At 62.8% G+C, this 11,291-nt stretch carries 12 protein-coding genes and 1 pseudogene; 9 read left to right on the top strand and 4 right to left on the bottom strand.

Annotated elements, in window-relative coordinates; genetic code table 11:
• Window positions 1-205: 205 nt before the first annotated feature.
• Complete coding sequence (locus tag EOA23_RS25915; RefSeq protein ID WP_127306240.1) at window positions 206-826, bottom strand: hypothetical protein; 621 nt, start codon at window positions 824-826, stop codon at window positions 206-208.
• 442 nt (window positions 827-1,268) lie between these two features.
• A complete protein-coding gene (locus EOA23_RS25925) occupies window positions 1,269-1,478 on the bottom strand; it encodes a ChaB family protein (RefSeq protein WP_127306242.1) in 210 nt (69 codons plus the stop codon).
• A 406-nt stretch (window positions 1,479-1,884) separates the two neighbouring features.
• On the opposite strand from EOA23_RS25925, the gene ftsH reads away from it, so the two are divergent.
• Together ftsH and EOA23_RS25935 are read left to right on the top strand one after the other, a co-directional pair.
• On the top strand, window positions 1,885-3,711 hold the full coding sequence (ftsH, locus tag EOA23_RS25930; protein WP_127306243.1) for an ATP-dependent zinc metalloprotease FtsH: 1,827 nt from the start codon (window positions 1,885-1,887) through the stop codon (window positions 3,709-3,711).
• 144 nt (window positions 3,712-3,855) lie between these two features.
• A pseudogene (locus EOA23_RS25935) lies at window positions 3,856-4,506 on the top strand (BON domain-containing protein).
• Window positions 4,507-4,774: 268 nt separating this feature from the next.
• Here EOA23_RS25935 and EOA23_RS25940 read toward each other — a convergent pair.
• Both EOA23_RS25940 and EOA23_RS25945 read right to left on the bottom strand, forming a co-directional pair.
• Window positions 4,775-5,602, bottom strand: a complete 828-nt coding sequence (locus EOA23_RS25940; protein WP_127306244.1) for a universal stress protein — start codon at window positions 5,600-5,602, stop codon at window positions 4,775-4,777.
• Between the two features lie 106 nt (window positions 5,603-5,708).
• Complete coding sequence (locus tag EOA23_RS25945) at window positions 5,709-6,242, bottom strand: flavin reductase family protein (RefSeq protein WP_126062699.1); 534 nt, start codon at window positions 6,240-6,242, stop codon at window positions 5,709-5,711.
• Window positions 6,243-6,394: 152 nt separating this feature from the next.
• On the opposite strand from EOA23_RS25945, the gene EOA23_RS25950 reads away from it, so the two are divergent.
• From EOA23_RS25950 to EOA23_RS25980, 7 genes are all read left to right on the top strand, one after another.
• Window positions 6,395-6,595, top strand: coding sequence for a hypothetical protein (locus tag EOA23_RS25950; protein WP_127306245.1), 201 nt, complete (start codon window positions 6,395-6,397; stop codon window positions 6,593-6,595).
• 25 nt (window positions 6,596-6,620) lie between these two features.
• Window positions 6,621-7,004, top strand: coding sequence for a phasin family protein (locus tag EOA23_RS25955; RefSeq protein ID WP_126064806.1), 384 nt, complete (start codon window positions 6,621-6,623; stop codon window positions 7,002-7,004).
• A 67-nt stretch (window positions 7,005-7,071) separates the two neighbouring features.
• A complete protein-coding gene (locus EOA23_RS25960) occupies window positions 7,072-8,880 on the top strand; it encodes an alpha/beta fold hydrolase (protein WP_127306246.1) in 1,809 nt (602 codons plus the stop codon).
• Between the two features lie 63 nt (window positions 8,881-8,943).
• Window positions 8,944-9,270, top strand: a complete 327-nt coding sequence (locus tag EOA23_RS25965) for a cytochrome c (protein WP_127306250.1) — start codon at window positions 8,944-8,946, stop codon at window positions 9,268-9,270.
• Window positions 9,271-9,307: 37 nt separating this feature from the next.
• Window positions 9,308-9,733 carry a DUF3775 domain-containing protein gene (locus tag EOA23_RS25970; protein ID WP_127306247.1) on the top strand — a complete coding sequence of 142 codons (426 nt, stop codon included), beginning with the start codon at window positions 9,308-9,310 and terminating at the stop codon, window positions 9,731-9,733.
• Between the two features lie 73 nt (window positions 9,734-9,806).
• On the top strand, window positions 9,807-10,634 hold the full coding sequence (locus EOA23_RS25975) for a universal stress protein (RefSeq protein ID WP_127306248.1): 828 nt from the start codon (window positions 9,807-9,809) through the stop codon (window positions 10,632-10,634).
• Window positions 10,635-10,689: 55 nt separating this feature from the next.
• On the top strand, window positions 10,690-11,291 hold a 602-nt coding region (locus EOA23_RS25980; RefSeq protein WP_127306249.1), incomplete at its 3' end, for a universal stress protein.

Here is an 11,291-nt window from a genome sequence, read left to right on the forward strand (position 1 = left end):
CCACGCGCTCACGTAGATCCGTCGACAATGCCATTCATGCTGGCCTCCTTCCCAGCAGGAACGGTGAATCAGAAAATCGCTGATTTGGGAATCCTCAACGACTCCAAACATTTTCATCCCGCTCTAGCAAGCCCAGCCTGACAACCCGCTGACGGTCCCGACGCTCGGTCGGTTGGCGATCAACATCACAGTCGACGGCCGCCTCCTAATTTTGTCGGCCGTCCGGATGCGCAACCGGCTCGCCAAGGGCCTGGCCAAGGTGGATCGACTGAGGCGGAAGCGCGCCCGAGGTCGAGAAAGGTTCGGCCGGCGAAATCTCGGCGCCCTCAGGCGTCGCGCTGTCCGGGAATTGCTGCACCGCCATTTCCTGCGACCATACGGCGAGCACGCTTCGACGGGTCGCCTCGGCGACGATGCAGTAGCCTGAGGGGTCGAGGATCGACAGCACGGCGTGATCGTCGCGGCGCGCCAGACGGAAGGCCCGGTCGATCACGTCCAGGCAAGTGGCGAGGTGCCGCGCATCGGGCAGGCGCGTGTCGCGAAGCATGTCGGCAAGCCGGAAGGCGACAAGGCCCTGGTCGCCGACCATGGTCCCCTCGCGGCCAAGCTCGAAGAAAACGGCGACGACGGGGAGCATGCTGCGGATCGAGGCATAGATCGCCGCTGCTTCCTGTGGACTACAGGCAACCAGATGCGGCGCGTCGGGCGGAGCTGGTTCCGCTGACGGACCCAGTCCCAGCGAATGCGCGATCTCATGTTCCAGCCATTGCCGGACCGCCGGCGGAGCGGTTCGGATCTGCTCGGGGCTCAAGGTAATGCCGACCATTTGGCGTCTCCAGCTGATTGCTGGCGGCATCAAGACAGGTCGGGGACGCAACGACCTTGATCCTCGTCAAGTCGGACAGGATGCGGCCAAACCGTCAGGACTACCCGGCAGGGAAGCTCACCAGAGAGAAAAATGCGAACCCAGGAACACGAGGACCTGGCCGGTGATCAAGGGGATCCTCAGCAGCGGACCGTCCTCTCCGCTGTCCTGTACCGGTTGCCCGAGCACGCGTTGCCCGAGCACGCAGGGATGCGCCTTCAGCACATCTCTCCAGATGGTTGGAAAGTCGGATCCCTTGCTTCTTTCAGCATTGCAGGTGTCGACAAGCCTCGCGACGGCATTTCTCATTGAGCGGCGGTACCTCAAGTAGGTGATTGCGCCACATATGAAGGATTTCGATGCGAAAAATTTGATTTCGGTCAATGCATCGAAAAAGAGTCGCTTATAGCGGCATCCACGCATTCCCTTGCTTGCGGTAGCGATGCTTCACCGCGGCCCATGCGACCCGGTGGGCGATTTCCTCGCGCTTCTCGCCGCGGTCGACATATTCGTCCCAGGCGTTGTTGAACGCGGACCGGTAAATCTCTCTTGCATGCAAGGGGAGATATTCACGGATTGGCGGAGGCAGGTCCTCGATCGATGCATGGGGCACGGTTGCACCTCCAGAATTCGGACCAAATAGATTTGGCCATCCTCACCGACAGATGAAGGCCAGGAGTTTCAAAGTAGACTTGGCGAAGCGATGTTCCTTGATTTCGCTCAAGGATGGGCCGTGGGCGGCCAGTCATCATCGCCGTCCGTTGGGGCGCCCCGGAAATAGCGCGCTTGTAGGCACTGCGGAGCGGGCACTCCTTGATCTCGCTCAAAGTCTGGGGGGCGCTACGCGGATAGGCTGCGCTGAAGTTTCGGCCCTGCGAGGGTCCCACGGGTGTGTGGAGGACGCATCGGAGCAGCTTTCCGGTGCCTCGCTTTTGCCGCTCACGAGAGGCGAACCGGTTCGCCTATATCGGCATGCCCGGTGACCGGTCCAGGACAGCAAGATTTCCGCGGAGACGTTTATGGACAAGAAACACGGTTTCAACATCGGCTATTTCATCCTCGCGCTGGTCTTGATGGGCATGTTCCAGCTGTGGCTCGGCTGGCGTGACGTCGCGCAGCTCTCCTACAGTGACGTGATGCGGCTTGTCGGCGAGGGCAAGATCGCCTCCGTCACGCTGACTGAAACAACCATCCAGGGTCAGTTCAAGCAGCCGCAGGACGGCAAAAGCGTTTTCGTCGCCGCGCGCGTCGATCCGGCCGCGGCCGAAGCCTTCGAGAAGGCCGGCGTGAAGGTGTCGGGCGGCACCGACAGCAACTGGCTTACCACCATCCTTTCGTGGATCCTGCCCGCTTTGCTTTTCTTCGGGCTCTGGATGTTCCTTTTCCGCGGCTTCGCCGAACGACAAGGAATGGGCGGTTTGATCAACATCGGCAAGTCCAAGGCCAAGGTCTATGTGGAGAGGCAGACGGGCGTGACCTTCGGCGATGTCGCCGGCGTCGACGAGGCAAAGCTGGAGCTGCAGGAGATCGTCTCCTTCCTGAAGGACAAGGACAAATATGGGCGCCTCGGCGCGCGCATCCCCAAGGGCATTCTCCTGGTCGGCCCGCCGGGGACCGGCAAGACGCTGATGGCGCGCGCGGTGGCCGGCGAGGCGGGCGTGCCTTTCTTCTCGATCTCCGGCTCCGAGTTCGTCGAGATGTTCGTCGGCGTGGGCGCCGCACGCGTCCGTGACCTTTTCGAGCAGGCAAGACAGGCCGCGCCATGCATCATCTTCATCGACGAGCTGGACGCGCTCGGTCGAGCGCGCAGCCCCTTCGCGGGCTATGGCGGCGCGGATGAGAAGGAGCAAACGCTCAACCAGCTCCTGTCGGAGCTGGACGGGTTCGATCCTCGCGTCGGCATTGTGCTTCTGGCCGCCACCAATCGGCCGGAGATCCTCGATCCGGCGCTTACCCGCGCCGGTCGCTTCGATCGCCAGGTGGTGATCGACAGGCCCGACCGGAAGGGACGCGAGGCCATTCTCAAGGTCCATGTCCGCGGCGTCGCGGTGGCGCCGGGCGTGGACATCGGCGAAGTGGCGGCCATTACACCCGGATTCACGGGCGCCGACCTCGCCAATCTCGTCAATGAAGCCGCGATCTTCGCCACCCGGCGCAATGCCGACAAGGTGACGATGGATGATTTCACCAATGCGGTGGAGCGCATCGTAGCCGGTTCGGAACGCAAGAGCAGGCTGCTCAATCCGGCGGAGCGCGAGAGGGTCGCGTATCACGAGATGGGGCATGCGCTTGCGGCGGCCGCGCTACTCAAGACTGATCCCGTGCACAAGGTGTCGATCATCCCGCGCTCGATCGGCGCGCTCGGCTACACCATGCAGCGTCCGACCGACGATCGCTTCCTGATCACCGAAGGCGAACTGAAGGAGCGTATGGTCGCGCTGCTGGCCGGCAGGGCAGCGGAGGACATCGTCTATGGCGAAGTCTCGACCGGTGCAGCCGACGATCTTGCCAAGGCGACGGACGTCGCGCGCCAGAGCGTTACGCGCTTCGGCATGAGTTCCGCCGTGGGGCAGGCCGTGCTCGAGGAGCAAAAGCAGCAATGGCTGGGAGACGGGTCGCTGCGCCAGCGCGACTATTCGGAGGCCACCGCGCGGGAGGTCGATGTTGCCGTCCGCCAGATGCTGGACGAGGCCTTCGCCACGGCGCAGGAACTGCTCAGATCCCGGATGGGAGAACTCAAGGCTGGGGCCAGCCTGCTGCTCGAGCGCGAGACGATCACGCCCGACGATTTCCCGCCGCTGCGTCGGGCGGCTTCGGTTGCTGCCCCGGCGAGGAAGGTCGCCTAGGGCAGGGGCGTGACAGGCACTCGCTGGGTGGCAGGGTCCATTGCGCATCCGCCCGGCATTTGACGGCAATCAACGTCACCGCGCGCGCACGGGCCATACTTGCGGCGTTGCATGAAGTAGCTCCCGAAAACAGTGAGGTGGAAAATGAGTGACAGCATCCTGAAGCAGGACATCATCGATGAGCTGGACTTCGAGCCCAGCATCGATGCCGCCGATATCGGCGTGGCGGTGGACGATGGCATCGTGACGCTGACCGGCCATGTCCCGACCTATGCTCAGAAGGTCAAGGTCGAAGACGTCGTGCGGAACGTCAAGGGCGTGAAAGCCATCGCCCAGGAGATGGAAGTGCGTCCCCTCGGCACCCACAAGACCGCAGATGACGAGATCGCCAAGCGCGCCGTCAACACGATCGCCTGGCACACCTCCATTCCAGGCGGCGCCGTTCAGATCAGCGTGCAGAGCGGTTGGATCAAGCTCACCGGCAAGGTCGAATGGCAGTACCAGAAGAGCGCGGCGGAAGATGCCGTGCGTCACCTCGCCGGCGTCATTGGCGTGACCAACCAGATCGAGATCAAGCCGCGTCCGTCGACCCATGACATCAAGTAGCGTATCGAGAACGCGCTGAAGCGCAATGCGGAGCTCGAGGCGCAGGAGATCAAGGTCAACGTTCTCGGCAACGGCGCCGTCAGGCTAGAAGGCCGGGTGCATGCCTGGTCGGAACGCCGGGCGGCCGAGCGCGCCGCCTGGTCGGCCGCGGGCGTGAAGACGGTCGAAGACCGGATCACCATCGGTTGACAACCGGGCGGAGTGGGAAACGCGATCTCGTCGCCCGTAAGGTGTCAGTGCGCCCGGCACCGACACCTTTTTCTAGAGCAATTCCAGGAGAAGTGTGAGCGGTTTTCCGTCCGGAATTGCGTAAAAACAATGAGATAGAGCGGTTCGCCGTTTCCGTGGAACGGTGAACCGCTCTAGTCTGAAGAGGATGGCTATGGTGACCGCGCCGCTATCACCATGCTGTTATCGCGCGGCCGTCATCATGCAGGTGTGTCCTTAGGCAACGGCGTCAGTTCGACATCAGCCGATTGAGCCACACCTCGTCCAGCAAGGAGCGGGTAACGCCGCCGAACACCCACTCCCTCAACCGGCTATGCCCATAGGCGCCCGACACAATCAACTCGGCATTCATCGAGGCGAAGAAATCGACGAGGCGATTGCTTTCATCATCGGCCGTCTTGATGATCTCGGTGCGCGCCTTGATGCCGTGACCGGCCAGGAAGCTCGCCACGTCCTTGACGCTGTCCCTGGTCCAGTCGTCCGGGTTGCGATCGACCGCGACGATGGTGACTTCCTCGGCCATGGCCATAAGCGGTACAGCGTCCGCCACCGCCCGCCTGGCCTCACGCGTGTCCTTCCAGGACACCACGATCCTGCGAGCCGGCAAATCCATCGAGCCCTGAGCCGCAACCAGGACCGGCCGGCCCGCGCGCAGCACCAGCGATCCTGGATCGACCGTGCGGTAGGAGTCGCCCGTCGACGCGCCCTGGGAAGCGCTGGTGACGACGATGTCGGCCATGCGGGCTCTCCGGGCCACGGCGTGATTCGGATTTTCGATATCGCCATGCCAGTCCGTCTTGACGGCTCCGGCCACCAGGCCGTCGAACTCGCCGTTCAGGCTGGTCAGGCGGCGTCGGATCTCGTCCCGCGACTGTTCCCAGATATCGGCGGCGATCGCCGCGCCCTCGGGCGCCATTGTCACCGGCAACGGAGCATCCGCGGCGCAAAACCCTATCAAACGGGCGTCAAAGCGCTTGGCGAGATTCACGCCGATCCGCGTGATCGGTTCGATCGGACCGTCGATGTTGAGGTTCAGGAGAATTGATTTGTAGCTCATCGCACGCGCTTTCGATTTGATCCTTCTCGATGAACCAAACCCTATGTCCGACGAGCATGCGCGCCTTGATGTGGATCAAAGTCGTTTCTAAGCCGCGACCCGACGTTCAAGGCATCCGGGATTCGAAATGGATTACCTCGCCATCAACCACGAAGGTGCCATGCCCGATGTGATGGATGGTTTTAGGCCTCGGCTGTTGCGGATCGATCCACGCCTTGACGACTTCCAGCAGGAAGAGATTGTGTCTGTTGACCAGGCGCGTATCGACCACACGGCACTCTAGGTTGGCGAAACACTCGGCCACCAGCGGCGCCGACACCTGTTCGGCGGGAAGCGGCGTGAACCATGCGGTCGCGAACTTGTCCGTATCCCGGCCGGAACAATTGCCGACCTTCACGACCTTCTCCGCAAGGCCGACGGCAGGAATCGCGATCACGCATTCCCTGGTTTGACGCAAGGCGAAGAAGGAGAGGTCATTGCTTGACACCACGCAGGCGATCGTTGGCGGCGCGACTTCCACCATCGTGTGCCAGGACATCGTCATGATGTTCGAGCGGCCTTGCCTGGACCGCGTCGAAAGGAGGACGACCGGACCGGGCTCAATCAGCCGGTAGACATCGGCAAGCGGCAATTCCTTCATATCCGTCCCTCGCTTTGCGTCTGCGGGTGGGCTTGTGGGCTTGTTGTCCCGGACTTGTCGCGGGCATTGGCGTCACTCGCCTTGATCAGGGTCAAAGCCGGCATGCCGGGCCGGATTGATCATGATCAATGCCAGCTTGCGCGGCACCTGCGATGTTCGGCCAGGACGGCCAAAGGGGTTCGTTGATGGTCACTGAAGATTTCCTGCTTTGGGGCGCCGTGCTCTGCCTCGGCTTCATCGCCGGAGCCGCGATCTATTTCGAGCGGGCGTCGTTCCGGCGAAGCAAAGGCTTGTCCGCAAGCCACGGCTTTGGACGCCGCTCACGGCCGCATCAGCCAAAATCAGGAAATTGAAGCGAGAAGCGAAGGGAAAGACACCATGATGTGGAATCCAGAAGAGTTTCGGGCGCCCGAGCTGCTCCCTTTCGCTCAAACCGGCCAGAAATTCATGCGGGCGACCGCCGCGATGCAGGCGCATTCGGTCCGCGCGCTGCTGCGCTACCAGATCGAAGGCTTGTCCTTCCTCAAGCGGCGGTTCGAGGATGACCTGAAGCTTGTAGAGGAGCTGACCGGCGGTGACGAGTTCGTCGACGCGTTCGACGTGTTCGTGAATTTCGTCCAGAACGCCACATCCGATTATGCGAAGGAAGCCGGCAAATTCGCTTCCATCGGCGCCAAGCTGGCTTCGGAGACAGCCGGCCAAGTCCGCAAGGAGGCGGAAGCAACGATGAACGACATGGCCGCGGCAACGCTTCCCGCCTGAAATGTCGCCGTCAGGGAAAAGCTGGAAGCCAGCCGCCGATCGGTCCTCCGCCTGGAGCAGTCATGGCATGGCGGAAGATCCGGGAACATCGCAGGGCTCCAAGGGCACCGAGGTGGCGGCCGCAACCCCGGCGCCGCTATTGCGGGACGAAGGAAGCGCAAGCGTCTATCGCGACGTCGACAGGCTCTCGCATGCTCTGGTGGCGGCCTTCACCGCGGGCATTTCGCCGATCAGCCTCCTGCAGGCCTGGCAGGACTGGCTGCTGCACTTGTCCACATCGCCGGGCAAGCAGGCGGAGGTCTCCACCAAGGCGGTCGAGAAGCTCGTCAGGTTGAATGATTTTCTTTTTCGCTGCGGGCTTGGAATGGGGACCGCTGCGCCGACCATCACACCCCTGCCGCAAGACAGAAGGTTCCAGCATCAGGCGTGGCAGTCATTCCCCTTCAACGCCATGCAGCAAGCCTTCCTGCTCTCCCAGCAATGGTGGCACAACGCGACCAGCGGACTTCCAGGCGTTACCAGAAGGCATGAGCGCCTCGTCGAGTTCTACAGCCGCCAGATCCTGGATACCGTCTCTCCTTCCAATTTCCCGGCGCTCAACCCGGAGGTCATCGATGGGACCTTTCGGAAAAATGGCGCCAATTTCGTCAACGGCGCCAGCAATCTGGTCGACGACCTGCTGCGTCTGGCCGACGGCAAGCCGCCGGCTGGCGTGGAAGACTTCCGGCCGGGCATCGAGGTCGCCGCCACGCCGGGCGAGGTGATCTTCCGCAATGAACTGATCGAGCTGATCCGTTATGCGCCGATGACGGACACCGTGAAGAAGGAGCCGATCCTCATCGTCCCCGCCTGGATCATGAAATATTACATCCTCGATCTTTCACCGGAGAACTCGCTGGTCCGCTATCTTGTCCAGAGCGGCTATACGGTTTTCTGCATCTCCTGGCGCAATCCGGGCAGCGACCAGGCCGGAGTATCGCTGGACGACTATCGCCAGCTCGGCGCGATGGCGGCCATGGACGCGGTCGAGGCAGCGACGGGAAGCAGCCGGATCCACGGGGTGGGCTATTGCCTTGGCGGGACGCTGCTGTCGATAGCGGCGTCGGCAATGGCCCGTGACGGAGACCACCGCCTGGCCAGCCTGTCGCTTTTCGCGGCGCAGGTCGATTTCGAAGAACCGGGCGAGCTCGGCCTGTTCATGGACGAGAGCCAGATCACCCTGCTAGAGGACGTGATGTGGGTGGAAGGCACCCTCGACCAGCGCCGCATGGCTGGCGCTTTCCAGATGCTTCGCTCGCAGGATCTGATCTGGTCACGCATGGTGCGCGAATATCTGCTCGGCGAGCGCGCTCCGATGACCGACCTCATGGCCTGGAATGCCGATTCGACCCGTATGCCGTTTCGCATGCAATCGGAATATTTGCGGCAGCTCTATCTGGACAACGACCTTGTCGAGGGACGCTTTCGCGTCGAGGGAAGGCCCGTTCATCTGGAAGACATTCGAGCCCCGGTGTTCGCGGTCGGCACTGAGACGGACCACGTCGCGCCGTGGCGTTCGGTATTCAAGCTGACCTATCTGCTGGATACCGACATCGACTTCGTCCTGACCACCGGCGGGCACAATGCGGGTATCGTGTCGGAGCCCGGACACCCGAAACGTTCCTATAAAAGGCTCAGTTGCCGCCATGCCGCCATTCGTCCCGGCCCGGACGAGTGGGCAAAAGAGGCGGCCGTGACATATGGCTCCTGGTGGCCGGCCTGGGTCGAATGGCTGGCCGGTCATTCCAGCCGTGAGGTCGCGGCCGACCGAGGCGATGCCCTGGGCGCCCTGGAGACGGTTTGCGCGGCGCCCGGCACGTATGTCCTCGAGCGGTAGCTGCGTTCCAGCCGTTTGAGCGAGGTCAAGGCGCGACGGCCGCTCAAGGCCTATTCAGCAGCCATGAAACGTCGAACAGCGCTCAAGGTTCTGCCGTTTGCTATCGCCTTCGCATCGCCGGCTTGGGCGGGCGACAATCTGCAGGTGGCCTATGGCAAAAGGCTGGTCGAAACAAACTGCGCGCGGTGCCACGCAGTCGGCCGGACTGGCGAAAGCACCCATCCCGATGCCCCGCCTTTTCGTCTATTGCACCGCCGCTATCCGATCGAGGACCTGCAGGAAGCCTTGGCCGAGGGAATCTCCACCGGCCATCCGGACATGCCCGAGTTTGTGGCCTCTCCGGATCAGATCGAGGCGATCATCGCCTATATCGGGAGCCTCGGCCAATGACGGAGGAGAGCGCTGACGGCGCAAGAGGAGGTATCGGATGAAACGCGGGATCGGTAGTGAGGACATCGAGGCTCCTGAGCTGGCGATCTCCGCCGGCAAGGTCTGTTTCATAATCTCCAAGGCGCATGGATTCGATGTCAAGGTCGCCGTCACCGAGCCCGATGCGGGCTCCAATCCCACGGACGACGGCGAAGTCGCGGTGCTTCAGGACCATGATGATGACCCCGTGCGCGAAGAGCTTGGGTCGCTGATCTCGGATCTCTCCGTCGACGAGCAGATCGACCTCGTGGCGTTGACATGGCTCGGCAGGGATGACGGCAAGGCGGCCGATTGGGACGAGGTTCGCCAGCAGGCGGCCTACGCTCACAACAGGCACACGGCCGACTATCTTTGCGGCAATCCGCTTTTGGGCGATCACCTTGCGGCCGGACTCGATGCTCTCGGCCTGTCCTGTCCCGACTGAACCGAAGTTGATGCACATCAAAGCGGGACGCTTTCGGCCGTGCTGGTCTACCCGTCTCTGATGGAGCCCGGATATGATCTACACGACGATATTGGTCCAGCTCGATATCGATGCACCGGCAACGCCGCGGCTGATTTTCGCGCGGCAGGTCGCAAGGAAGTTCGAGGCGGACCTGATCGCGCTGGCGGCTGCCGAGCCCTCCACATTGGTTTCGCCGAGCGAATCTTCTCCGGCCGTGGCCGAGGTGCTGCGTCACCGGACGCTCGAGCTCGAGGATCGTATCAGCGAGCTCAAGGAGGAGTTCCTCGCCGTTGCCGGTGACAACGAGCGCGCATCCTGGCGGGCGGAACTCGACGACCCTACGCGCGCCGTGGCGCTGCACGCGCGGGCGGCCGATCTGGTGATCACCGGAGCGCCGGCCGCGGCTGCCGCCGGCGATTTCCGAAGGACCGTGGACCCGGGAGCATTGGTGCTTTCCGCGGGCAGGCCGGTTCTGTTTGCGGCCGACGATCTCGCCTCCTTCAAGGGTGAGAGGATCATGGTCGCCTGGAAGGATTGCCGCGAAGCGCGGCGGGCCGTGGTCGACGCGATGCCTTTCCTGCGCAACGCCAAGGAAGTGACCGTTTTCAATGCGGCTGAGGAAGGAACGCTCGTCGCGCGGGATGGCGCGGCGGACGTGGTGCGCTTCTTGATGAGGCATGGTGTGAAAGCCCGGTCCCAACTGCTCGAAAGCGAGGGAAGCTCGGTGGGCGGCTCGATTATCGCTGGAGCTGATCGAATCGGGGCCGATCTCATTGTGGCAGGTGGTTATGGCCATAGCCGGTTCCGCGAATGGGCGTTCGGGGGCGCGACGCGATCCCTGCTCGGATCGGGCTCGTTCCACAGGCTGCTGTCGAACTGAGTAGTCACCGCATTCCATGTCCGCCAGGCGGGCATAAGATCCAAGGAGACAAGCTATGCAGATGCTGGCATCCCTGTTCCTGCCGACTTATCCGGACCCGCCGGGCCCGAAGATCGCGTCGAATGCGGTGGCTGTGGCCAAGCAGCTTGGCGCCACGCTGGATGCGGCGGTCATCAATGTCGACATACCGGACGTTTCCAACGCGCTGTCCAGCTTCCTGCTCGACCTCCCTGCCAAGATCCGTGAGGTCGAGACGGCCAGCAGGAATCGCGGCAAGGCCCTGCTGGAGAATGTCGCGGCCGAAGCCGCGCGGTGCAAAGTTACCCTGACCACTCAGGAGTTGAAAGCGCAGCCCGCGTTCATAGGGGAAGCTGCCGCCCGGGAGGGCCGCTATTTCGACCTCTGCATGGTGGGATGGGCGAGGGATACCGAGTCCATCCGCATGACCGCGGAGGAGGTCGTGTTCAGCTCCGGCCGGCCGGCCTTGATTCTCCCGGGTGACGAAGATGTCGGTGCGCTCGACAACGTGGTGATCGCCTGGGACGGCAGCCGCGTGGCTGCAAGGGCGGTGGCCGACGCGAAGCCGTTCCTGGAACGGGCATCGGCTATATCGATCGTGAGCGTGACCGATGAGAAGGTGCTGCCGGGCAAGGATAT

Source organism: Mesorhizobium sp. M2A.F.Ca.ET.042.01.1.1 (assembly GCF_003997405.1).
Classification (GTDB): Bacteria; Pseudomonadota; Alphaproteobacteria; order Rhizobiales; family Rhizobiaceae; genus Mesorhizobium.

What these genes read in the sequence shown, in the direction of transcription:
- EOA23_RS25915 (WP_127306240.1), bottom strand. Translation starts at nt 826, where the DNA reads ATGGTCGGCATTACCTTGAGCCCCGAGCAGATCCGAACCGCTCCGCCG.
- ftsH (WP_127306243.1), top strand. Translation starts at nt 1,885, where the DNA reads ATGGACAAGAAACACGGTTTCAACATCGGCTATTTCATCCTCGCGCTG.
- EOA23_RS25940 (WP_127306244.1), bottom strand. Translation starts at nt 5,602, where the DNA reads ATGAGCTACAAATCAATTCTCCTGAACCTCAACATCGACGGTCCGATC.
- EOA23_RS25945 (WP_126062699.1), bottom strand. Translation starts at nt 6,242, where the DNA reads ATGAAGGAATTGCCGCTTGCCGATGTCTACCGGCTGATTGAGCCCGGT.
- EOA23_RS25950 (WP_127306245.1), top strand. Translation starts at nt 6,395, where the DNA reads ATGTTCGGCCAGGACGGCCAAAGGGGTTCGTTGATGGTCACTGAAGAT.
- EOA23_RS25955 (WP_126064806.1), top strand. Translation starts at nt 6,621, where the DNA reads ATGATGTGGAATCCAGAAGAGTTTCGGGCGCCCGAGCTGCTCCCTTTC.
- EOA23_RS25960 (WP_127306246.1), top strand. Translation starts at nt 7,072, where the DNA reads ATGGCGGAAGATCCGGGAACATCGCAGGGCTCCAAGGGCACCGAGGTG.
- EOA23_RS25965 (WP_127306250.1), top strand. Translation starts at nt 8,944, where the DNA reads ATGAAACGTCGAACAGCGCTCAAGGTTCTGCCGTTTGCTATCGCCTTC.
- EOA23_RS25970 (WP_127306247.1), top strand. Translation starts at nt 9,308, where the DNA reads ATGAAACGCGGGATCGGTAGTGAGGACATCGAGGCTCCTGAGCTGGCG.
- EOA23_RS25975 (WP_127306248.1), top strand. Translation starts at nt 9,807, where the DNA reads ATGATCTACACGACGATATTGGTCCAGCTCGATATCGATGCACCGGCA.